The sequence below is a fragment of the Nocardia flavorosea genome (assembly GCF_015477805.1).
Taxonomy (GTDB): domain Bacteria; phylum Actinomycetota; class Actinomycetes; order Mycobacteriales; family Mycobacteriaceae; genus Nocardia; species Nocardia flavorosea_A.
In genome coordinates this window covers 466337-489353 of sequence record NZ_JADLQL010000002.1, presented here as the reverse complement: position 1 = coordinate 489353, position 23017 = coordinate 466337, and the positions used below count along the sequence as shown (strand labels likewise).

General features: G+C 67.7%; 21 protein-coding genes. 13 read left to right on the top strand and 8 right to left on the bottom strand.

Features of this window, described 5'->3' with window-relative positions; genetic code table 11:
• Positions 1-54: 54 nt before the first annotated feature.
• Complete coding sequence (serC, locus tag IU448_RS11090) at positions 55-1179, bottom strand: phosphoserine transaminase (protein ID WP_195055492.1); 1125 nt, start codon at positions 1177-1179, stop codon at positions 55-57.
• A gap of 63 nt (positions 1180-1242) precedes the next feature.
• Here serC and IU448_RS11085 point away from each other — a divergent pair, with 63 nt between their 5' ends.
• The gene (locus IU448_RS11085; protein ID WP_228812614.1) at positions 1243-1956 is read left to right on the top strand and encodes a hypothetical protein; all 714 of its coding nucleotides are present in this window, start codon (positions 1243-1245) and stop codon (positions 1954-1956) included.
• Between the two features lie 565 nt (positions 1957-2521).
• Here IU448_RS11085 and IU448_RS11080 read toward each other — a convergent pair.
• A complete protein-coding gene (locus tag IU448_RS11080; RefSeq protein WP_195055491.1) occupies positions 2522-3664 on the bottom strand; it encodes a citrate synthase 2 in 1143 nt (380 codons plus the stop codon).
• A gap of 60 nt (positions 3665-3724) precedes the next feature.
• On the opposite strand from IU448_RS11080, the gene pdxH reads away from it, so the two are divergent.
• From pdxH to IU448_RS11065, 3 genes are all read left to right on the top strand, one after another.
• On the top strand, positions 3725-4444 hold the full coding sequence (gene pdxH / locus IU448_RS11075; RefSeq protein WP_195055490.1) for a pyridoxamine 5'-phosphate oxidase: 720 nt from the start codon (positions 3725-3727) through the stop codon (positions 4442-4444).
• Between the two features lie 373 nt (positions 4445-4817).
• A complete protein-coding gene (locus IU448_RS11070; RefSeq protein ID WP_195055489.1) occupies positions 4818-6116 on the top strand; it encodes a citrate synthase in 1299 nt (432 codons plus the stop codon).
• Positions 6117-6144: 28 nt separating this feature from the next.
• Complete coding sequence (locus tag IU448_RS11065) at positions 6145-6504, top strand: FKBP-type peptidyl-prolyl cis-trans isomerase (protein WP_195055488.1); 360 nt, start codon at positions 6145-6147, stop codon at positions 6502-6504.
• Between the two features lie 141 nt (positions 6505-6645).
• Here the strand turns inward: IU448_RS11065 and IU448_RS11060 are convergent, their stop codons facing one another.
• From IU448_RS11060 to IU448_RS11045, 4 genes are all read right to left on the bottom strand, one after another.
• Positions 6646-7998: a sensor histidine kinase gene (locus IU448_RS11060; protein WP_195055487.1), complete on the bottom strand. Its 1353-nt coding sequence runs from the start codon at positions 7996-7998 to the stop codon at positions 6646-6648.
• Positions 7995-8699 carry a response regulator transcription factor gene (locus tag IU448_RS11055; RefSeq protein ID WP_195055486.1) on the bottom strand — a complete coding sequence of 235 codons (705 nt, stop codon included), beginning with the start codon at positions 8697-8699 and terminating at the stop codon, positions 7995-7997. Before IU448_RS11055 ends, IU448_RS11060 begins: the two co-directional genes overlap by 4 nt.
• A gap of 105 nt (positions 8700-8804) precedes the next feature.
• Positions 8805-9203, bottom strand: a complete 399-nt coding sequence (locus IU448_RS11050; protein WP_195055485.1) for a hemophore-related protein — start codon at positions 9201-9203, stop codon at positions 8805-8807.
• A gap of 93 nt (positions 9204-9296) precedes the next feature.
• Positions 9297-11237: an acetate--CoA ligase gene (locus IU448_RS11045; protein WP_195055484.1), complete on the bottom strand. Its 1941-nt coding sequence runs from the start codon at positions 11235-11237 to the stop codon at positions 9297-9299.
• A 313-nt stretch (positions 11238-11550) separates the two neighbouring features.
• On the opposite strand from IU448_RS11045, the gene IU448_RS11040 reads away from it, so the two are divergent.
• The 5 genes from IU448_RS11040 (at position 11551) to IU448_RS28880 (ending at position 18781) form a co-directional block, all read left to right on the top strand.
• Positions 11551-15375, top strand: coding sequence for an ATP-binding protein (locus IU448_RS11040; RefSeq protein ID WP_195055483.1), 3825 nt, complete (start codon positions 11551-11553; stop codon positions 15373-15375).
• A complete protein-coding gene (locus IU448_RS11035; protein ID WP_030522784.1) occupies positions 15372-15785 on the top strand; it encodes a roadblock/LC7 domain-containing protein in 414 nt (137 codons plus the stop codon). Before IU448_RS11040 ends, IU448_RS11035 begins: the two co-directional genes overlap by 4 nt.
• A gap of 7 nt (positions 15786-15792) precedes the next feature.
• Positions 15793-16167, top strand: coding sequence for a DUF742 domain-containing protein (locus IU448_RS11030; RefSeq protein ID WP_033244145.1), 375 nt, complete (start codon positions 15793-15795; stop codon positions 16165-16167).
• A complete protein-coding gene (locus IU448_RS11025; protein WP_195055482.1) occupies positions 16148-16750 on the top strand; it encodes a GTP-binding protein in 603 nt (200 codons plus the stop codon). The genes IU448_RS11030 and IU448_RS11025 overlap by 20 nt, the downstream gene beginning before the upstream one ends.
• 72 nt (positions 16751-16822) lie before the next feature.
• Positions 16823-18781: an acetyl-CoA carboxylase carboxyltransferase subunit alpha/beta gene (locus tag IU448_RS28880; protein WP_228812612.1), complete on the top strand. Its 1959-nt coding sequence runs from the start codon at positions 16823-16825 to the stop codon at positions 18779-18781.
• 72 nt (positions 18782-18853) lie between these two features.
• Here IU448_RS28880 and IU448_RS11010 read toward each other — a convergent pair whose 3' ends face one another.
• Together IU448_RS11010 and IU448_RS11005 are read right to left on the bottom strand one after the other, a co-directional pair.
• Positions 18854-19402, bottom strand: a complete 549-nt coding sequence (locus IU448_RS11010; RefSeq protein ID WP_195055481.1) for a hypothetical protein — start codon at positions 19400-19402, stop codon at positions 18854-18856.
• A complete protein-coding gene (locus IU448_RS11005) occupies positions 19399-19677 on the bottom strand; it encodes a helix-turn-helix transcriptional regulator (protein WP_195055480.1) in 279 nt (92 codons plus the stop codon). The genes IU448_RS11010 and IU448_RS11005 overlap by 4 nt, the downstream gene beginning before the upstream one ends.
• Positions 19678-19777: 100 nt before the next feature.
• On the opposite strand from IU448_RS11005, the gene IU448_RS11000 reads away from it, so the two are divergent.
• The 4 genes from IU448_RS11000 to IU448_RS10985 all read left to right on the top strand — a co-directional run bounded on the left by IU448_RS11000 (position 19778) and on the right by IU448_RS10985 (position 22944).
• Positions 19778-20635, top strand: coding sequence for an aldo/keto reductase (locus IU448_RS11000; protein ID WP_195055479.1), 858 nt, complete (start codon positions 19778-19780; stop codon positions 20633-20635).
• Between the two features lie 152 nt (positions 20636-20787).
• A complete protein-coding gene (locus IU448_RS10995) occupies positions 20788-21513 on the top strand; it encodes an enoyl-CoA hydratase (protein ID WP_195055478.1) in 726 nt (241 codons plus the stop codon).
• Between the two features lie 26 nt (positions 21514-21539).
• Positions 21540-22658, top strand: coding sequence for an MBL fold metallo-hydrolase (locus IU448_RS10990; RefSeq protein WP_228812608.1), 1119 nt, complete (start codon positions 21540-21542; stop codon positions 22656-22658).
• 34 nt (positions 22659-22692) lie between these two features.
• Complete coding sequence (locus IU448_RS10985; RefSeq protein ID WP_195055476.1) at positions 22693-22944, top strand: antitoxin; 252 nt, start codon at positions 22693-22695, stop codon at positions 22942-22944.
• The last annotated feature ends 73 nt before the right edge of the window (positions 22945-23017 follow it).

Genomic DNA, 23017 nt, shown 5'->3' with positions numbered 1-23017 from the left:
AACGGGCCCGCCGCGCAACACGCGCGACGGGCCCGAATTCGCAGGTGAACCGGTTCAGGAGAGTTTCTCCACCACCCAGTCGACACAGCGGGTGAGCTGTGCCACGTCCTCCGGATCGATGGCCGGGAACATACCGATACGCAACTGATTACGACCCAGTTTCCGGTACGGCTCGGTATCGACGATCCCATTGGCCCGCAACGTCTTGGCGACCGCGGCGGCGTCCACCGAATCGGCGAAGTCGATGGTGCCGACCACCTGGGAGCGGTGGGCCGGATCGGCGACAAAGGGCGTCGCGAATTCGCTGGCGTCGGCCCAGGCGTAGAGCCGCGACGAAGAATCCAGCGTCCGCTTCACCGCCCAGTCCAGTCCGCCGTTACGGTTCAGCCAATCGATCTGATCGGCGAACATCAGCAGAGTGGCCAGCGCCGGGGTGTTGTAGGTCTGGTCTTTGAGGCTGTTCTCGATAGCGATCGGCAACGACAGGAAATCGGGAGTCCAGCGACCGGAATCCTTGATCTCCTGGACCCGCGCCAGCGCGGCCGGGCTCATCAGCGCGATCCACAACCCGCCGTCGGCGGCGAAGCATTTCTGCGGCGCGAAATAGTAGATATCGGCATCGGTGATATTCACCGGCAACCCGCCCGCGCCGGAGGTGGCGTCGATGGCGACGAGTGCGTTGTCCGATCCCGCCGGCCGCTGCACCGGAACCGATACTCCGGTGGAGGTTTCGTTATGTGCCCAGGCGATCAGATCGGCGGCCGGATCGGCGACCGGCTCCGGTGCGCTACCCGGATCGGCGGATATCACGATCGGATCGCCGAGGAACGGATTCTTCTTGGTGACACTGGCGAACTTCGAGCTGAATTCGCCGTAGGTCAGATGCAGGGAGCGCTCGCGGACCAGACCGAATGCGGCGGCATCCCAGAAAGCGGTGGTCCCGCCGTTGCCGAGGACCACCTCGTAGCCCTCGGGTAGCGAGAACAGATCCCGCAGCCCGGACCGCACGCGGGCGACCACATCCTTGACCGGTTTCTGCCGGTGGCTGGTGCCGAACACCGAGGCACCCACCTCCACCAGGGACTGCAGCTGCTCCGGGCGAACCTTGGACGGGCCGCAGCCGAAACGACCGTCGGTGGGCTTGAGCTCATCGGGAATGGTCGGGAACGCACTGGTCATGGCCAACAGCGTAACCGCGCCGTTGCTGTGCCGCGTACCACACTCCGGCTAACGTGAATGGGTATGAGCATGCGGTCGTCGAGGGGCGCTGCCGGAGATCGATCCGATGATGGCCGTGGCGGTGGTCACGGCGCGGAACCGGGTCCACCGGCCCCGCGCGGGTGGCTGCGCGGTCTGCTGCCGCGGCGTTTCCGGCATCGTGGTGAGGCGCCCAGCGGCGCCGATCGCCGGGAGTTGCTGACCTACGGCACGGCCGGATCGGCGACGGTGCTGGCGGCCGGTACCCGGCGGCGGGAACCGGGCTTTACCTTCCGGGTCCGCGTCCGGCTGCCCGGGGTGGCACCCTACGAGGCCCAGGTCCGGCAGCGCGTCTCCGGCGCGGAACTGGATCGGATGCGCCCCGGCGATCTGGTGTGCTGCCGGGTGGACCCGCACGACCGCGACCGGATGGTGCTGTACCCGCCCGGTGAAGCCGATCCGGGCCGTGCGGCCTCGGCGAAGATCTTGGCGGACGGCCGCCGGGCCACCGCGACCGTCCTGGCGGTCAATCCCGTCGAAGTCGACTACTGCGGCTGCGACGATCCGGTGATGCGCCTGGACCTGGAATTACGGGCCTGGGACGAACCCGAGCCCTGGCACGTCCGGGTCGTCCGGCCAGTGCCCCTGTCCGCGATCGAACTCCTGGACTTGGGCGCCAAGCTCCGCGTCGCATTCTTCACCGTCGACGGCGGCGATTCGGTCGCGATCGATTGGGAAGCCGACCCGGACTGCGTCTGACGCCCGGACCCGCGCCCAGCTCACGCACGTCAACTGTCCTCCGGCGGCCGGTAGACCGGTTCGAACGCATGCCCCGCAGACGACGTCCGGTTCCGCGACGCCGAGGCCGGACCGGCGACGTGCTCGAGTTCCGGCCCGCGGCGAGCCCGCCGAGACCGGACGTGCCGACGCGTGCGGCGAATCCGGTCGAGCCCGGATTTGCCTACGGTTCTGAGCGGATTGCTCGACCCGCCGAGGTCACCGGGTTGCCGGCGGTGCCCGCCGGGCAGTCGCCGTGCCCGGCGATCGCATATCGACCCGGCATCGGCACCCGGCGCGCGTTCCGCCGAGTACTTACGTTTCTGTCTCGTGGAACCTGATCCGGACGATCGACAGCAGTGCTTTCGGCACGGCGGGGCCCGGTGTCGAATACGGGTACCCGAACGTGAACTGCGGTGTCGCCGGTGCCGGTGATCCGACTCGCCCGAATTCGGGCGCAGTGGCAGTGTGGCCGGGCCGGTCGCGCCGAGGAGTTCCGGCGCGACCGGCACAGCGGTGTCCCGGGGCTTGCGGAACCTTGCTGCGGCTACGCGCCGACGCTGTCCCAGCCCGCCACGTCCTGCGGGGCTCGCGGGCCCGGACCGGTGTAAATGGCCGCGGGACGGACCAGTTTGCCGAGTTTCTTCTGCTCCATGATGTGCGCGCACCAGCCCGCGGTGCGGCCGCAGGTGAACATCGCGGGCATCATATGGGCCGGTACTTCGGCGAAGTCGAGGATGACCGCGGCCCAGAATTCGACATTGGTTTCGATGGCGCGGTCGGGCCGGCGTTCGCGGAGTTCGGCCAGCGCCGCTTGTTCGAGGGCCGCCGCCACTTCGTAGCGCGGGGCGTCCAGGCGCTTGGCGGTATCGCGCAGGACCCGGGCGCGCGGGTCTTCGGCACGGTAGACGCGGTGGCCGAAGCCCATGAGCTTTTCCTTGCGGTCGAGGATGCCCTTGACCAGCGCTCGTGCGTCACCGCTGCGCTCGACTTCCTCGATCATGGGCAGCACGCGGGCCGGTGCGCCGCCGTGCAGCGGGCCGGACATCGCGCCGATGGCACCCGAGAGCGAAGCCGCGACGTCGGCACCGGTGGATGCGATGACGCGGGCGGTGAACGTGGAGGCGTTCATCCCGTGCTCGGCGGCCGATACCCAATAGGCGTCGATGGCCTCGGTGTGCCGCGGGTCCGGATCACCCTTCCAGCGCGTCATGAACCGTTCGGTGACCGTGGTGCATTCGTCGATCCGGCGCTGCGGTACCGCGGGCTGGTAGATACCGCGCGCGGACTGCGCGACATAGGACAGAGCCATCACCGATGCTCGGGCCAGGTTCTCCCGGGCGGTGGCCTCGTCGATATCCAGCAGCGGCTGGTAACCCCAGATGGGTGCGAGCATGGCCAGTCCGGCCTGCACATCCACCCGGACATCACCGGTGTGCACCGGTAGCGGGAACGGTTCGGCCGGGGGGAGGCCGTGCCCGAATTCGCCGTCGACCAGCAGTGCCCAGACATCGCCGAAGGTGACCCGGTTGGTGACCAGGTCTTCGATGTCCACACCGCGGTAGCGCAGCGCGCCGCCGTCTTTGTCGGGTTCGGCGATATCGGTGGTGAACGCGACCACCCCCTCGAGGCCGCTGACGAAATCGTCCGGGACCTGGCCGGCCCCCGAAACGCCGGAATTGGTGGTCATACGCGACTCTCCTTTCAACCGAACTCTAGCGCTTTGCTACTCCGGAGTAACGTCTGGCCCATGTCCGATGTGGAGGAGTCCGGCGCCGATCTCGCCGCGATGCGCGCCGAATACGATGCGGCCCATTCGCGTTCGCGGGAACAGGGGCCGCTGCTCGGTGTGCGCGATACCGAACTCGACGAGAATTCGGTGGCGGGGGGCTGGGAGCCGCTGCTGCGGCAATGGATAGACCAGGCCACCGCGGCCGGTATCGCCGAACCCAATGCCATGGTGCTCGGCACGCTCGATTCCGCGGGGCCCGCCGCCCGCCCGGTGACTCGCACCGTTCTCTGTAAAGGGCTCTCGCCGGACGGCGTGACGTTCTATACGAACTACGACTCGGCCAAAGGCGCGCAGCTGGCCGCGGCGCCGTACGCGTCGGCCACCTTCCTGTGGCCGCAACTCGCGCGTCAGGCGCATATCCGCGGCCGGGTGGAGCGCGTACCGGCCGGAACGACCGAGGCGTATTGGCGGTCGCGCCCCCGCGAATCGCAACTGGGTGCGTGGGCGTCGGAACAGTCGCGACCGATCGCTTCGCGGGAGGAACTCGATCGGCGGTTGGTCCGGGCCACCGCCCGCTTCGCCACCGCCGCCGAGATCCCGGTGCCGCCGCACTGGGGCGGCTACCTGCTGCGACCGGACGAGGTGGAATTCTGGCAGGGGCGGCGAGGTCGCCTGCACAACCGGATACTCGTCCGGATCGGTGCGACGGGGATGTCGGTGCAACGGCTGCAGCCGTGAACCCGCGATCGCCCGCGGCCGCATCCGTTACACCCTGTGTCCAGGGCTTTCGGTGATATTTCGCACGGTTTCGATTCCACTGCCGTGGGTACGGTAATTCTGTCCGGGGCCGTGGTGGTGCGCCTGTTATGGCGCATCTCGCCGCAATGCTGCTGTGGCGCGGCGGCGCAGGCCGGTGATTCGGCCGGTCACAGCGGTGGGCCGACCGGTATCCGGCAGGCCGAAACTCACCTCCGCGCGGGCCGATTGTGAGATCGCGGCGCGGGTACCCTCATCGCCGGTCCCGTCGGAGCAAGGACTAGCGTCTACCGATAACGCACCGCGTGCCGACCGCATGCGATGCCGACGGTCATAGCCTGAGAGGGAACCTTCCGTGCCGGAGAATCACATCAATGACGCCAAACCGGTTCTGACCTATCCGGGTGGCGAATACCCCATGACGATCGCCGAGGCCGCCGAAGGAAACGACGGTATCGATCTCGGCAAGCTGCTGGCGAGCACGGGATATACGACCTATGACCCCGGGTTCGTCAACACCGCGTCGACCAAATCGGCGATCACCTATATCGACGGCGAACAGGGAATTCTGCGCTACCGCGGGTATCCGATCGAACAGTTGGCCGATAATTCGACCTTCATCGAGGTCAGCTACCTGCTCATCTACGGCGAGCTACCCACCCAGGATCAGCTGGAGGATTTCACCGACAAGATCCGCCGGCACACCCTGCTGCACGAGGATCTCAAGCGCTTCTTCGACGGCTTCCCCCGCAATGCGCACCCCATGCCGGTGCTCTCCTCGGCGGTCAACGCGCTGTCGGCCTATTACCAGGATTCGCTGGACCCCCGCGATCCCGAACAGGTCGAGCTGTCCACCATCCGGCTGCTGGCCAAACTGCCGACCATCGCCGCGTACTCGTACAAGAAATCGGTCGGCCAGCCGTTCCTCTACCCGGACAATTCGCTGTCGCTGGTGGAGAACTTCCTGCGGATGACCTTCGGTTTCCCGGCCGAGCCGTACCAGGTCGACCCGGAGATCGCCGCCGCCCTGGATATGCTGCTCATCCTGCACGCCGACCACGAGCAGAACTGCTCCACCTCCACGGTCCGGCTGGTCGGTTCCTCCGATGCCAACCTGTTCACCTCGGTATCCGGTGGTATCAACGCGCTGTGGGGCCCGCTGCACGGCGGCGCCAACCAGGCGGTGCTGGAAATGCTCGACGACATCAAAGCCGCCGGCGGCGATGTCAAGGAGTTCATCCGCAAGGTCAAGAACAAGGAAGACGGTGTGAAGCTGATGGGCTTCGGGCACCGGGTCTACCGCAACTACGACCCGCGTGCCGCGATCGCCAAGAAGCACGCCGACACCATCCTCAGCAAACTCGGCAGCGATCCGCTGTTCGATATCGCCCAGGCCCTAGAAGAAGCCGCGCTCACCGACGACTACTTCGTCGAGCGCAAGCTCTACCCGAACGTCGACTTCTACACCGGCGTCATCTACAAGGCCATGGGTTTCCCGACCCGTATGTTCACCGTGCTGTTCGCCATGGGCCGGCTGCCGGGCTGGATCGCGCACTGGCGGGAAATGCACAGCGAAGCCATCAAGATCGGCCGTCCGCGGCAGATCTACACCGGTTACGGTGCACGGGACTACTCCGAGATCACCAACCGCTGAACCGATTGAATCGAAGGGGATTCAAGGCATGAGCAAACCGGAAATCGAATTCCAGGCGGGCCCGCCGCCCACCGAACTGGTCATCAAGGACATCACCGTCGGTGACGGTCCGGAAGCGGTGCCCGGCGGCACCGTAGAAGTGCACTACGTCGGTGTGGAATTCGATACCGGCGAGGAATTCGATTCGTCGTGGAGCCGCGGCGAATCGATCAACTTCCCGCTGCGCGGCCTGATTCAGGGCTGGCAGGACGGTATTCCGGGGATGAAGGTCGGCGGCCGCCGCCAGCTCACCATCCCGCCGGAGCTGGCCTACGGTCCCGCGGGTGGTGGTCACCCGCTCTCCGGCAAGACGCTGGTCTTCGTGATCGATCTGCTCGACGCGAAGTAGACCCGGCTATACCCGGATATCTTGCTCGGCGCGCGTCTCCACCAGGAGGCGCGCGCCGAGGTATTACGGGGGCTGTGTTTTCCGGGGCCGGTACTCGCGGGGTTCCGGCCTCCATCGGTTACCGGTGTGGAACACCTGGACCTATCGGTCGTCCGGCAGGACGAGGACCAGCCGGACTCCGCCGAGCGCGCCATCGTCGAAGTAGGCTCGTCCGCCGTGCAACTGCGCCTGCTGGGCGACCAGTGCCAGGCCGAGCCCCGAGCCGCCCTTGTGCGCGCCGCTACCGCGGGCGAAGCGGGCGAAAACCGATTCCCGTTCGCCGGGCGGTATCCCGCGGCCGTTGTCGTCGACGGAGATGACGATGCTGCCGTCGGCGCGGCGGTGGGCCGCCAGCAGGACCTCGGTGGCCCGGCCGTGTTTGACCGAGTTCTTCAGGGCGTTGTCCACCGCCAGCCGCAGACCTGCGGGCAGACCGCGGGTGACCAGTTCGGCATCGGTATCGACCCGGACCGTGAGGCCGGGGTGGTGGCGCATTGCGTCGTGGGCGGCCAGATCGCACAGTTCGGCGATATCGGTGTCGATATGGTCGCGTTCGGAGGTCAGGTCGCCGGAGGCCAGGCGCTCCAGTGCGGCCAGGGTGGTTTCCACCCGCTCCTGGCTGCGTTGCAGATCGGCGAGGATCTCGGTGCGTTGGTCCTCGTCCAGGTCCAGGGTGGCCAGCACTTCGAGGTCGGTGCGCATCGCCGTGAGCGGGGTGCGTAGTTCGTGCGCCGAGACCGCCGCGAAATCCCGTGCGGTTTCCAGCGCGGCCGCCGTTTCGGCCTGTGCTTGATCGACCCGGCGCAGCATGGTGTTGACTGCGTCCGCCAATTGCTCGGCCTCCAGCACACCGGAGCTGTCCACCGGTTCGGGGGTGGCATCGCGGTAGCCGGTGCGCGCGCCGACCTGGCGGGTGAGCACCACGATCGGCCGGACTGCCCGGCCCCCGAACAACCAGCCCAGCGCCGCCGCCGCGGCGATTGCCGCCAGCCCGCCGAACAGCAGCCACCGTCGCTGTTCGGCCGTCGCGCGCGCGGCGTCGGTGGCGGGAATACCCAGCGAAACCGTCCGGCCCGCAGGCTGGTTCTCGGTGGTGGTCAATACCCGGTACGGGGTGTCGTCCACGGTGACCGTGCGCGATCCGGGGTCCAGTTCCGGTAACCGGGTGACGCTGGAGGCCACCAGTTCACCGTCGTCACGGACGGTCAGCGCCATATCGCGGTCCGGGCCCACCAGGTTCACGATGCCGACCGCGATCACCGGGTCGATCACCACCAGCCGGGACGCGATCCGCAACTGCTGATCGGTCTGCTGCAGGTTGTTGCGTTCGATCGCGGGTACGGCGATAGCGCTGACCAGTGCGACGATGAGTACCGACCCGGCAGCCGCCGCCCCGGCGACCCGGGTGCGCAGGGAATACGATCGGCTGCGCCGGCGGGTGGCGCCGTCGCTCACTTGGTGTCCCGGAGCACGAACCCGACACCGCGGATCGTGTGCAACAGCCGGGGGGTGCCGTCGGCCTCCAGTTTGCGGCGCAGATAGCCGACGAAAACATCGACCACATTCGTATCGGCGGCGAAATCGTAGCCCCATACCAGTTCCAGCAGCCGTTCCCGGCTCAGTACCACCCCCGCATTGCGGGCCAGTGTGGACAGTAGTTCGAACTCGCGTTTGGTCAGGTCGATCTCCTGGCCGTCCAGCACCGCCCGGTATCCGGCCGTATCGATCCGGAGCGGTCCGACGACGATGGTGTCGGCGGCGCCGGCCGGCGCGGTATCGGTGCGCCGGCGCAGCAACGCCTTGATCCGGGCGACCAGTTCGGCGAGTACGAAAGGTTTGATCAGGTAGTCGTCGGCCCCCGATTCCAGACCGGCGATCCGGTCGCCCACCGAACTGCGGGCGCTGAGCACACAGATCGGCACCTCGTTGCCCATGGCCCGCAGCGCCGTCACCACCCCCGCACCGTCGAGCACCGGCATATTCATGTCCAGGACGATCGCGTCGGGCCCTTTGTCGGCCACCGCCCGCAGCGCGGCCGCGCCGTCGCGCGCGATACTTACCTGGAACCCGGACAGGCGCAACCCCCGTTCGACCGACGCGAGTACATCCTCGTCGTCGTCGACGACCAGGACCGCCGGCTTGGCTCGCTCCACCACACCGCCCAGTGTATTGACGCGTCTCCGGTGCGCGGTGCCGTCGCAAGGCTCCGGGAGGTTTCGGCCCCGTCACGCGGGGCCGAAACGCCTACCCATGTCAGACGTTCAGTAGTTGTGGCAGGTGTCGGCCACACCCTGCAGAGTTACCTGCAGCTGCTGGGCGCGCGGGTCGTCCTGTGCCTGCTGGGCGGCCTGCGGATTCTGTTCGATGTACTGCTGCAGTTCGGCCCGGCGCTTTTCGACCGGCTGATCGAACTTTGCCTGCAGTTGAGCCTTCGCGCTCGGGTTGCTGTCCAGCATGGCCGCGAGTTCCGGGGCCTGGTCGTGCAGTGCGGCGTCGACCTGGGCGAAGGAGCAGTCGCTGGTCAGCAGGGGTTCGGCCATCTCCATGGGGCCTGCCGAGGCGACGGCGGGGCTGAGGAAGGCGGTGGCCGCGGCGGCCGCTCCCAGGGTCAGGGTGGTGAGACCGAACTTGCCGAACCGCCGGTTCGTGGTGGGTGCCATGGGAACTACTGCCTCCTACGTTGTCGAGTCGAGCCGTGGCTCGTGGACCACTCAGACCGTATTGGGCGGTATTGGCTCGACTCTGAAGTTTTCTTAAGAGGAGTTTGTGCTTTGTCGCGGCTGGATGATCCGGGCCAGTTCGTCGAGGACGGTGGGATCCTCGATGGTTGAGGGTATTTCGTAATTTCCGCCCGCCGTCATCTGCCGGATGGTTTTGCGCAGGATCTTTCCGGAGCGGGTTTTCGGCAGTGCGGGGACGACGACGGCGTCGTACAGTCCGGCGACGGCGCCGATTTGAGTCCGCACCCGCTCGCTCAGTTCGTCGCGCAGAGTTTCGATATCGATCCGGGTATCGGATTTGAGTACTACATAAGCGATCGGTCGCTGCCCCTTGAGTTCATCGGGAAGACCGATCACCGCGCATTCGGCCACCGCTTCGTGACCCGCGACCGCGGCTTCGATACTGCCCGCGGAAAGGCGGTGCCCGGCCATATTGATCACATCGTCGCTGCGGCCGAGCACGAAAAGGTATCCGTCCTCGTCGAAATAGCCGGAGTCACCGGTCAGGAAATGACCCGGATACGCCGCCAGATAGGAGCGTTCGAACCGCTCTTCGTCGTGCCACAGGCCGGTCAGTGCGCCGGGCGGTAGCGGAAGACCGATAACGATATTGCCCTCGGTGTTCGCCGCGACCGGGTTACCCGAGGAGTCCAGTACCCGCAGGCGATAGCCCGGCACCGGCACCGAGGCGGAACCCGGTTTGATCGGTAGTCGCTGTATCCCCAGCGGATTGGCGCAGACAGGCCAGCCCGTTTCGGTCTGCCACCAGTGATCCACCACCGGGCAGTCGTCGCGCCCGGCGAGCAGTGTTTCGTCGGCCCAGGTGAAGGTGGCGGGGTCGAGCCGTTCGCCCGCGCAGAACAACGCGCGCAAGGACGAAAGATCGTGCTCATGGGCCAGTTCTGCGGCGGGATCGGCGCGGCGGATCGCCCGCAGCGCGGTGGGGGCCGTGAACAGTGTGTGCACCCGGTGCCGCGCCACCACCCGCCAGAACACGCCGGCATCCGGGGTGCCCACGGGTTTTCCCTCGAACAGCAGCGTGGTGGCCCCGGCCAGCAGCGGAGCGTAGACGATATAGGAGTGGCCGACCACCCAGCCCACATCGGAGGCGGCCCACATAACCTGGCCGGGCCCCACATCGTAGATATAGCGCATGGACCAGGTCAGGGCGACGGCATGCCCGCCGTTGTCGCGCACCACGCCCTTCGGCTTACCGGTCGTACCCGAGGTGTACAGCACATACAGGGGATCGGTCGCCGCCACCGATACCGGATCCACCGGTGCCGCATCGCGTACCGCGGTATCCCAGTCGAGCCAGCGTGCCGGGCGCCCGGAAACCGCACCGAAATCGTGCTCGGGAAATCCGGTGCGCTGTTTGACCAGGACGGTCGCGGGGGTCGCGGTTTCGGCGAGTTCGAGTGCCCGGGCCACGATAGGGGGGTAATCGATGGTGCGGTTGGGTTCGAGACCGCCCGAGGCCGTCACGATCAGCACCGGTTCGGCGTCATCGATCCGCGCCGCCAGTTCGGGCGCGGCGAATCCACCGAATACCACCGAATGCACGGCTCCGATCCGGGCGCAGGCCAGCATCGCGACCACGGCCTCGGGAATCATCGGCAGGTAGATAACGACTCGGTCGCCAGCCTGCACGCCGAGCTCGCGCATGGCGCCCGCGAAGCGAGTGACCCGGTCGAGCAGTTCGGTGTAGGTGTAGACGCGGCTTTCGCCGGTCATGGCCGATTCGTAGATCAATGCGGATTGCTCGCCGCGGCCGGCGTCCACATGCCGGTCGAGCGCGTTGTAACAGGTATTGAGCCGGGCCCCGGGAAACCAGTGCGAAATCGGGCGGGCGGTGTCGAGAGCCTGTTCGGGAGGGGTGTCCCAGTCGATATCCGCCGCGGCCCGGGACCAGAACTCGGCGGGATCGACCAGGCTGGTCTGATAGACCGGTCGATACTCGTTCCTCGTGTTCACCCGTGCTCCCTAGCCTCGCAGCAATCCTCGCCTCGATAGATCAGCACGATTGTGGCAGACTTCACGCGACCCCCTGTCGGGTGTCGCGACCATGGCTTATGCCTGTAATCGGCTGGTCAGTGTGCGCCAACCCGGGCCTAGTACACCAAGAAGTTATTGATCCGTTAGAATCTGATGACACGAATTCGGTCCGTCGTAGACGCAATTTCTCGGCCAGCCGCGACCCACGGGCAGCTCCACCCGTCGAGCCACTATGCGAGTGTGGAGTTCTCCTTTGGTGCATGGCTGGGGCCAGGTTGGAAAGTGAGTGGGAATGCGTGACGCCGCTAGGTCCGGCACGAAGCGCTGGGCGCTGAGTAACTGGGACCTTCGCTGGAAGGTTACGGCCGTCCTGGCTGTGCCGTTGGCGGTCGCGGTCGGACTCGGTGTGTCGAGGATATCGGCGCAGTGGAGCGAGGCGAATCGGCTGGGCTCGGCGGCCGAGAACGTCAGCCTCGTCCCGGCGGTTCTCGATCTCAGTTCGGCCACCTCGACCGTCGCGGGCTCACAGGCGATTGCGATCGCACCGAACCGGTCCATGGTCACCGAAGAAAACCTGACCACTCTGGACAAGACCATCGTGGCGGCCGAGGGCGCGCTCGCCGAGCTCGACGATCTTCCGGATGCGCACCAGGCGCTGTCGGAGATGATCGATCAGGCCAAGCAGGTACGTACAGGTGGTATGGCACCGTCGGGCTCGCCGGCCGAGGCCGTCGCCGTGCTGGACAGTGCCCGCAACGCCGGTGTCCGCACCGTGGAGGGGATCCTGGGCGAGGTCGGCGATCCGTCGATCGACCCGGACAAACTCCGGCTCGTCGACGCGCTCAATCTGCGATCCGCCATGGTCGGCGAGATCACCGCCGCCGCCGAACTGCTGCGTGACCAGGAAATCGGCGAGCAGGCCTATCGCGCCGCCACCAACACCGAACTCGCGCTGCTGAACATCCTGAGCCAGCGCTACAACGCCGAAGATCCCGATATCGTCGCGCTGCGCGAGGGGGTCGTGAACCGTCAGGCGATGCTGGACACGCCGGAAGCGCAAGCGGGCCGGATACCGCTGGGTGAAGCCCGCGAATCGCTGCTGGCGAGTACCTCGACCACCGACAAACTCATCGGCGAAGCCACCGGCGAAATCGACAACGGCGTCGAGGCAATGGCCGATGATGCGCTCTCCGACGCCGTCATCTACTCCATCGTGGTGCTGCTGACCATCCTCGCGGCGCTGCTGCTCGCGGTATTCGTGGCCCGCTCCATGATCGTGCCGCTGCATCGGCTGCGATTGGCCGCGCTGCGCGTCGCCGAAAGCGATCTGCCCGATGAGGTCGCCCAGTTGCGGACCGGTGCCGCACCGGAGGAAGTACCACTCGAACCGATGCCCATCCGGTCCGAGGAGGAAATCGGCCAGTTGGCCCGGGCGATCGACGATATCCACGGTCAGGCATTGCGACTGGCCAGTGATCAGGCGCAGATGCGCTCCCAGGTCAACGATATGTTCGAAACGCTGGCGCGACGCAGTAAATCGCTTGTCGACCATCAGCTCAGCCTCATCGAGGCGATGGAGTACGACGAGAAGGATCCGCGCCTGCTGGAGAACCTCTTCCGGCTGGACCATCTCGCCGCCCGTATGCGCCGTAACGGCGACAACCTGCTGATTCTGGCCGGTACCAAACAGCGCCGGGCGAAATCGGCGCCGGTCGAAATCGCCGATGTGCTGCGGGCCGCGATCTCCGAGGTCGAGGACTACGAACGCGTGAAACTCGGCGCCACCCCGCGCGGCGCCCTGATCGAACCGGCCGCCTCCGATATGGCGCATCTGTTCGCCGAGTTGCTGGACAACGCGCTGCGGGCCTCGCCGCCGGAAACCGATGTGAAGTTCACCTTCGCCCAGGCACACGACCAGGGCCTGCTGATCGAGGTCGCCGACCGCGGTATCGGTATGCCGCCCAGCGAGATGGCCGAGATCAACCGCCGGTTGGAGAACACCGCCGAACCCGGCCCGGATACCGCCCGCCATATGGGCCTGTTCGTCGTCGGCCGGCTCGCGGAACGGCACGGTCTCAACGTCCGGCTGCGGCCGACCTTCGATACCGCCCGCGATCCCGGTGTGACGGTCACCGTGCATGTGCCGATGAGCTTGATCGTGGCGGGGGAGACTCAGATCCTGCCGCTGGCCACCGGTTCGGGCCCGCAGCCGCAGGTGCCCGGCGACGGCGCTAAGAAGCCGGAGATCTCGGCCGACGAGGCCGCCGCGGCCGCGTTGCGCAATGCCGGCGGACCGGCCATGCAGACCCGCGGTATCAGCCGGACCACCGACGGCAACATGATGGTGACCGTCGATCCGGGGATGAGCGGTCCGCTGCCGGCGGTCGAACGTCCCAAACCTGCGGAGCGTCCGGGCGGCCCGGCACCGGTGGGTCCGGGTGGTCTGCCGCAGCGGCAGCCCGGTAGCGCGATGGCCGGTGGTCCGCGGGACGGCGAGCAGGGCACGACGAGCCTGCGCCAGGCCAGTGCGGGCAGTACGGCGCAGCGCGGCAAACTCGCCGCCGCCAACCTTCCCAAACGTAACCTCGGCTCCGGTGGTGGCGGTGCAACCCCCACTCTGCCGCCGCGTACCCCCGGCGATTCGCCCGCGGCCGGCTCGCCCGCGCGGCCCGCGGAGACCGGTCCCAGTGGATTGCCGCAGCGTCAGCCGGGCGCCGGTGGCACGCCGCAGTCGGGCTCCAGCGGTCTGCCGCAGCGTCAGCCGGGTAGCGGACAGGCTCTGCAATCCGGTCCCAGCGGCCTGCCGCAACGGCAGCCGGCCGGTGGGGACAACCGGGGGTCCGCCGCGAGCGGTCTGCCGCAGCGTCAGCCCGGTAGCGCAGATGCCGCACAGTCCGGGCCGGGCGGTCTGCCGCAGCGCCGGCCCGGCGCGAACGGTGCGCCGGGCAACCCGCCGACGCCGCCCGCGCGCCCGGAGGCCGAGCGCCCCGCCGAAACCGCATCGGAAACAGCAGCGCCGCAGCGTCCTTCGGGACCGGTTCCGCCCCGCGGCCCCGCCGCGCCGGGACCCAATGGTCTTCCGCAACGGGAGCCCGGCGCGAACGGCGCCCGCGAATCCGGCGGCCCGGGCCTGCCGCAACGTCGCCCCGCGGGCGAACCGGGCGGACGCGAGCAGGAGCCGCCCCGGTCGGGCGATAGCGCTTCGGGTGCTCTGCCCACCCGGCGTGAACCGGCCCGTAACGGTCTGCCGCACCGGGAATCTTCCGGCGAGCAGTCGGCGCAGCGTGATCCGGCCCGCGATCTGCCTTCGCGTGAATCGTCCGGAGAACTTCCCACTCAGCGGGGCACGGCCGGTGGGCCGCCGTCGAACGGGTCTGCGGCCGGCGGGTTGCCACAGCGGGATACGAGCGGTACCGGCCTGCCACAGCGCGGTACGGGCGGTAGCGGCCTGCCGCAGCGCGGTGGCCCGGCAGGTAGCGGGCGTCCCCAGCCGAGTGCGGCCGGGAACGGCCTGCCGCAGCGGGAGAACACCGCACTGCCACAGCGCCCCCGCCCCGACGAATCGGGCGGGCTGCCGCAGCGGCAGCCGGGTGGGTACACCGCCGAGCGGTTCGACAACCCGCCGGGTGTCGCGCTGCCCCGGCAGCCGGAACCCGCCGAGGGATCCACCCCCACCCGCGAACCCGGGCGGCACAGTTACAAGTCGAACCCGGCGAAAACCGCGTCGTTCTTCCAGACCCGGCTGCAGCCGGCCGAGGAAACCGACAACGTGATGGGCGGCACGCCTATTTTTGCGGAGATGATGTCGGCCTGGCTGTCGGATCCGAACGCCGATCGTTCCCAGGCCGCCGCCTCCTTCGAATCACCGGGTGACGAGGGTTGGGTGGCTGCCCGGCGGGCCAGCGAGGCCCAGCCCGAGACCCGCACCGCGGCCGGTCTTCCGCAACGTAATCCGGGCGGCCGGCTGGTGCCCGGCGCCGTCAACGGCGCCCAGGAGCGGACGCCGAGTCGCAATCCCGAATCGATCCGGTCTAGTTTGAGTCGGCACCAGCAAGGTGTTCGGGATGGCCGTGCAATGCGAGCAATGAACCTAACCGGAGACAAAGGAGACCGATGAACCCCGAACTAGGTGGTACGAACCGTCAGTTGGATTGGCTGGTTTCGAACTTCGCAGGCGAGGTTCCTGGCGTAGCCCATGCCGTTCTGGTCTCGGCCGACGGCCTGCTGATGGCGGCGAGTGCCCAGCTACCGGTCGATCGAGCCGAACAGCTCTCGGCTGTCACGGCCGGTCTGGCCAGTCTCTCGGTGGGTGTGTCCAATCTTTTCGAGGGCGGCACGGTGCTGCAGTCCGTCGTCGAAATGGAACACGGTTACCTGCTGCTGATGGCGGTGGGCGACGGGTCATACCTCGCTGTCCTGACCAATACGTCCTGCGATATCGGACAGGTCGGATACGAGATGGCTTTGTTGGTCGAACGCGTGGGCCAGACAGTTCAGGCCACTCCACGCGTCACAATGGGTTCCTGATGGTGGGATGGACATAGAGGATCACCGCGTGGGAGGCTCCGAGCCCAGTCTCGTGCGCCCGTACTCGCTGACCGCCGGTCGTACCAGACCGAAGGTGGAGCTGGCGCTCGAGGCTCTCGTCGCGTCTCATCCCATTCCGCTCGAACGCCAGTACGAACTGAGCAATATCGAGAATTCGATAGTCGAGTTGTGCAGGGAGTCGCCGTCGGTCGCCGAACTAGCGGCGCGACTGGGTATACCGATCGGGGTGGCGCGAGTACTTGTAGCGGACCTCATCGAAGCCGGGCATGTCCGCGTTTCGGCGACTTTGAAAGACGATTCCAGCGACGATGAACGTCGCGAGCTGATCGAAAGGGTTCTCAGTGGACTCCGGCGTATTTGATTCGACGGCGCAGGTCGATACCCGTATTAGCAAACCGACTTCGGCGAAGATCGTGGTTGCAGGCGGGTTCGGCGTGGGCAAAACGACGCTGGTGGGGGCAGTTTCGGAAATCGTCCCGTTGAGAACCGAGGCTCTGGTGACCAATGCCAGTGCCGGGATCGACAGTCTCGCGGGTATCGAGAGCAAATCCACCACCACGGTGGCCATGGACTTCGGCCGTATCAGCCTGGCCGACGACCTGGTGCTGTACCTGTTCGGCACCCCGGGCCAGTACCGCTTCTGGTTCATGTGGGACGACCTGATCCGTGGCGCCATCGGCGCGGTGGTGTTGATCGATACCCGGCGACTGGAGGACAGCTTCGCGGCGGTCGACTACTTCGAGGCGCGCAACCTGCCGTTCCTCGTGGCGCTCAACCAGTTCGACGACGCCCCGCAGTACCCGATCGAAGATATTCGTCAGGCGCTGGCAGTCCCCGCCGATGTGCCGATCATGCCGATCGACGCCCGGCGCCGGGAACCGGCCAAGGAAGCGCTGGTGCGGCTCACCGAGTACGCCCTGCAGAAGGTCACCCGCGGATACTGATCCGGTGCCGGTCATACTGGTCGGTGTGCCGGTGTGGACAGTTGAGGTGCCGGGCAGCCGGGGACGGCTCGGATGACGCCGGCGAAACACCGGATCGGCTCGCGCGAGCTACTCGACGCGCTACTCGATCCGGGAACGTTCGTGAGCTGGGATGCGCCACCGATCGCGGTGGCGCGGACCGGCGCCTACCGGTCAGCGCTGGCCGAGGCGGCCGCCAGGTCCGGTACCGACGAATCCGTGCGCACCGGCGAGGGCAGGTTGCGCGGCCGGCGAATCGCGGTCATCGCTTGTGAGTTCGCGTTCCTGGCGGGCTCGGTGGGTGTCGCGGCCGCCGAACGTATCGTCGGCGCTGTCGAGCGGGCGACGGCAGAGCGGCTGCCGCTGGTCGTCTCACCGACCTCGGGCGGTACCAGGATGCAGGAGGGCACGGTCGCCTTCGTGCAGATGGTGAAGATCGCCGGGGCGGTCGCCGCGCATAAATCGGCCGGTCACCCCTACATCGTGTACCTGCGGAATCCGACCATGGGCGGGGTGTTCGCGTCGTGGGGGTCGCTGGGGCATATCACCTTCGCCGAACCCGGAGCGCTCATCGGCTTTCTGGGGCCACGCGTGTACGAAGCGCTGTACGGCCGGCCGTTCCCGCCCGGCGTGCAAACCGCGGAGAACCTGTATCGGAGCGGGGTCATCGACGGGGTCGTCGAGGTATCGGTCTTCCGGCGGATCGCCCACCGGGCGCTGAGCGTGTTCAGTGGGCTCCCGGATGAGCCGGAAAGCCCAGTGGGGGAGCGCCGCACCGGTGCCGAGCCGATACTGCCCGCCGCAGCGGCGGATCGGCCGGCCGTTGCGCGGCCGGAGTCGGCCGGTGGAATATCGTTGACCGCGAGTTCTCCGGTTCACGAGGCTCGGGGGAAGGAACCTGCGGCCGCCGAGCGTCGGCGGGGGAAGGGCCCGGACAACGAGACCGGGGCGGCCGAGGCCCCGGTCGCTGAGACCGGGGAGACAGAAGCGTCGGTCGCCGAGATCAGGCGGCGACCCACCTCCGACACCGAGCTCCGGAGGCCCGAGAGCTCGGCCGCTGAGGCCGGGGTGCCGGAGGTCACGGGTGCTGAGGCTCAGGAGCCGAAAGTCGCGGGTGCTGCGGTTCGGGGGACAGAGACTCCGGGCGGCGAGGGGCGGGAGACAACGGCCGTGAACTCCGGGGACCTCGGCGGCGGGCCCGGGCGGTCCGCAGGCGGACATCGGCGGGGGGCGGCGACCGGGCCGCTCGTGGCGTGGGAGTCGGTGCGTATTTCGCGGCGACCCGAGCGGCCGGGTATTCGCGAACTTCTGCGCCGGAGCAGGCAGCGGGTGCCGCTCAGCGGAACCGGTCAGGGGGAATCCGATCGCACAGTGGTCCTTGCGCTGGCTCGTTTCCAGGGGCGTCCGTGTGTGGTGTTCGGGCACGATCGCGCGAACCAGGATCCGGAGCACACGATGGGCCCGGCCGCGCTGCGGTCGGCGCGGCGCAGTATGCAGCTCGCCGCCGAACTGCGGCTGCCGCTGGTTCTGGTGATCGATACGATCGGCGCGGCATTGTCCAAGGAGGCCGAGGAACGGGGTCTGGCACCCGAAATCGCCCGCTGCATCGCCGATCTGGTGACCTTGGATACGCCTACCGTCTCGGTGCTGCTCGGCCAGGGAACCGGCGGCGGCGCACTGGCCTTGCTGCCCGCCGACCGGGTACTGGCCGCCACCCACGGCTGGCTTGCGCCGCTGCCGCCGGAGGGCGCAAGCGCCATCGTCCACCGCGATACCGGGCACGCCGCGGAATCGGCCGCGGAGCAGCGGATCCGGTCGGCGGATCTGCTGGCCGACGGGGTCGTGGACCGGATAGTTCCCGAATACCCCGACGCCGCGGTGGAACCGGACGATTTCGCGCGCCGCATGGTCACTGCGATCGCCGAGGAACTGACCGCCCTGTCCGCGCGGCCGCCGGAGCAGCTGCGTGCGACTCGGCACCTTCGTTACCGGCGTCTCGGGCTTCCGGATTGAGGATCCGGTGGGGTCGGCGTCGGGAATTCGGCGGCCGTCGCCTCCGGGCGGACAAGGGTGATGCCCCGGTTCTCAGCTCTCCGGTTCCGGGTCGGGTTTCGACCAGGCGAGGATCATGGCGGGTGCGCATCCGCCGGCCAGTAGCGTTGCCAGGAGCATGACGCCGCCGGCGTAGGCGGTACGGAAGGCGTCGGCCTCCGGGAACAGCGCGCCGCTGTAGATCAGGTACATCGTCGGGACGATGCACAGTGATTGCGTGATCGTGAGGCCGATCGAGCGGGCGGCTTCGCGCTGGGTCATCTCCATTTCGTCCAGGGTTTCGGCGGGTGCGTTGTCCTGGGCGTGCGACACGATCCGCAGCATGGTCCAGGAGGACAGGAACACCAGGGCGCTCACGCCGGCCAGGAGCGCGGCCCATTCGAGGCCGAACGCGCACAGTACGCCGGTGATGAGCAGTCCGGTGAGGGCCGCGGCAACGGTGATCGTCAGCCCACGGCGGCGGCCGCGGGTGCGCCAGCCGGGCAGCATACCGGCGAGTTTTTTCTCCCGGGCGAGCCAGCGCCGGACACGGTGGGCCTGGTAGCGGTCGATCAGGGTGGTCGGTTCGGTGGCTGCGGTCATGGCAGCTTTCCTTTCTCGCGCGGATATACCTCGGCCGACAGTGGGGTGAATTCGGTGCGGGAGAACACCGCCTCGACCGGTAGCCCGAACACTTCGCAGATCCGCAGGGCCAGGTCGAGGCTCGGGTAGTGGTTGCCGCGCTCGAGTGCGCCGATCGTCTGTGGGTTGACGTTCACTGCCTCCGCCAGTGCGGCCCGCGACATCCGGTGTTCTGCCCGCAGGACTGCGATGCGGTTGTAGATCGGAAGGGTTTCCCCGCGTCTTACTGGGCTCACACAACAGAGTGTTGTAAAAACCCAACGATCTGTCAAGTAAGTTCGGACACGGGACTCGTATTCGTTGACCTGCCGCCGAACCACTCCTACCGTCGAAGCGGTGACCACTAGACGTGAGATCGGTGTTGTCCCGCCCATCGTGCTCAACGACGGGAGCCTGATTCCGCAGCTCGGTTTCGGGGTCTTCCAAGTGCCGCCGGACCAGGTCTTCGATACCGTCACCACCGCGCTGCGCGCCGGTTACCGCAGTATCGACACTGCGGCCGCCTACCAGAACGAGGAAGGCACCGGCCGCGCCATCCGGCATTTCGGCCTGCCCCGGGACGAGGTCTTCGTCACCACCAAACTCTGGAACTCCGACCAGGGCTACGAATCGACCCTGCGCGCCTGCGAGGCGAGTCTCGACCGGCTGGGCCTGGAATATGTGGACCTGTACCTGATCCACTGGCCCGTCCCCGCCGCGGACAGATTCGTGGACACCTTCCGGGCCTTCCAGCGCCTCAAGGCGGACGGCCGGGTGCGTTCCATCGGTGTCTCGAACTTCCGCGTGACCGACCTGGAAAAGGTTATCGCCGAAACGGGGGAGACCCCGTCGGTGAACCAGATCGAACTGCATCCCAGGCTCGTTCAGCGCGAACTGCGCGAATATCACGCCGAGCACGCCATCGCCACCGAGGCGTGGAGCCCGCTCGGGCAGGGCACCCTGCTCGGCGATCCGGTGGTCACCCGGATCGCCGGGGAAGTGCAGCGCACGCCGGCGCAGGTGATCATCCGCTGGCATCTGCAGCTCGGCAATATCGTCATCCCGAAATCGGTGACACCCGAGCGGATCGAGCAGAATTTCGACGTTTTCGGCTTCGAGCTCGCCGCCGAGCAGATGAGCGCCATCTCCGGATTGGACAGTGGCACCCGGACCGGAGCGGATCCCGCGACCTTCGCGCTCGGCCTGGATACCTGAAAGTCGCGCACCGGTCCCCGTATCGTCCCCGCGCCCGGCGGACGCCACCCCGCGTCGCACCGGGTGGGCCGGCCCGCCGCTGTGGCAGAGTGGTCGGTAACGCTTCGTTATTGGCTGTTGGATCGGTATTCGTTGAGCGGGGAAGGACACACATGCTCGGGGTCAGCCGCGACGGCGACGTCGTCACCATCGAACTGCAGCGTGAAGAGCGCCGTAACGCGCTGAACCTGGACCTGGTCGTGCAACTGCGGGAAGCATTCCTGCAGGCCTCACACAACGCCCGCGTCATCGTGGTCACCGGCCGCGGGCCGGTGTTCAGCGCGGGCGCGGATCTGGACGGTGTGTACTCCACCGAATTCCTCGACGCTCTGCTGGAGATGCTGCACGAGGTCGAGGCGTTGCCGGTGCCGGTGATCGCCGCCCTCAACGGGCCTGCGCTCGGCGCCGGGGTGCAACTGGCCATGGCCGCGGATCTGCGGGTCATGGCGCCGGATTCGTATCTGGCGATTCCCGCGGCGAAACTGGGGATTTCGGTGGATCGCTGGACCACTCGGCGGCTGGTCTCGCTGCTCGGCGGCGGCCCCGCCCGTACTGTCCTGCTCGGCGCCGAACCCATCTCGGCCGCCGACGCTTACACCTTCGGCTTCGCCAACCGTCTCGGTACACCGGCCGACGCGCAGACCTGGGCGAAATCGGTGGCCGAACTCGCGCCGCTGTCGCTGCGTCATCTGAAGCTGGAACTCAACGACGACGGCACCCGGGGGCCGTCACCCAAGGAACAGCAGTCCGCCTTGGAGGCAGCATGGAACAGCGAGGACGCCGAGGAGGGCCGGCAGGCCCGCAAGGAGAAGCGCGCCCCGAAATTCGTGGGCCGGTGATGCGGCCCCGTATTCTTCCCGCCGCGATGGCGGGGCTGGCCGGGATGACCGTACTGGGCTGGGTGCTGCGTGCGCTGGACGGGTTACCGGCGGCGCTCGGCGCCTCCGTTTCCGCGATCGCGCCCACCGCGGCCGGAGCGCGCAGCTACCGCGATCGCCAGTTCCACAACACCGAGCCGGCGTCGCCGATCGTCGTACCCGACAATCCCGCCGGGTTGCTGGCGATGATGTCGGCCATGCGGGCGGGGCGGCCCAAGGGCGCCGTGCCGCTGGCCGAGCCGCAACGTCCGGCGGTTGCCGCCGAACTGGCCGTCACCTGGTACGGGCACGCCAGCGCGCTGATCGAGGTCGACGGATTCCGGGTGCTCACCGATCCGGTGTGGAGCGAACGGGTTTCGCCGTCGCGACTGGTGGGCCCGAGCCGGATCCATCCGGTGCCGGTAGCGCTGACAGAACTGCCGCCGGTGGATGCGGTGGTCATCTCGCACGATCACTACGACCATCTCGACGCCGATACCATCACCACCCTGCTGTACACCCAGCGCGCGATTTTCGTCGTTCCGCTGGGGGTGGGCGCGCATCTGCGGCACTGGGGGGTCCCGGAATCCCGGATCGTCGAATTGGATTGGGGCGGCTCGCATACGCTGTCCGCCCGCGACGGTTCGGACAGCGAGCTGACGATCACCTGCGCCGAGGCTCGCCATTTCTCCGGCCGCGGGCTGGTGCGCAACACCACCCTGTGGGCGGGCTGGGCGCTGGCCGGGCCGGCGCATCGGGTGTATTTCGGCGGCGATACCGGGTTCACCAAGGCGTTCGCCGAGACAGGGGCGCAGTGCGGCCCGTTCGACCTCACCCTGCTGCCCATCGGCGCCTACAACCACAGCTGGGCCGATATCCATATGAATCCCGAGGAAGCGGTGCGCGCCCACGCCGACCTGTGCGGTGGCGATCCGGGCCACGGTGTGCTGCTGCCGATCCACTGGGCGACCTTCAACCTGGCTCCGCACCCCTGGGACGAGCCGGTGCGCCGGCTGGTGGCAGCCGCGGCCACGGCCGGGACCGAAATCGCGGTGCCGGTACCCGGACAACGGCTCGATATCCGTGATCTCCCGCCGGGGCGTTCCTGGTGGGAGGATATGGAGTGAAAACAACCGCTCGGCGACAGGAAGGAATTAGGCAATGAGCTTGATGGACAACCTGAAGAATCTGGCCGGTAAAGGCCAGGAAGCGGCGGCAAAGAACTCCGACAAGATCAACCAGGCGGTCGACAAGGCCGGCGATTTCCTCGACCAGAGGACCAAGGGCAAGTACTCGGACAAGATCCAGAAGGGTAAGGAAGCGGCTCGTAAGGTGGTTCCGCCCGAACAGCCGGGCGGTCCCGGACAGCCCGGCGCGCCGGGGCCGGGGCCGGGGCCGGGCCCACGGCCGTGAGTCGCGGGCAGGAGCTGCCGTTCGAGTCACATCGCACGCGGCTGCGCCCGTTGTGCGGGCACGGCGGTCCCGC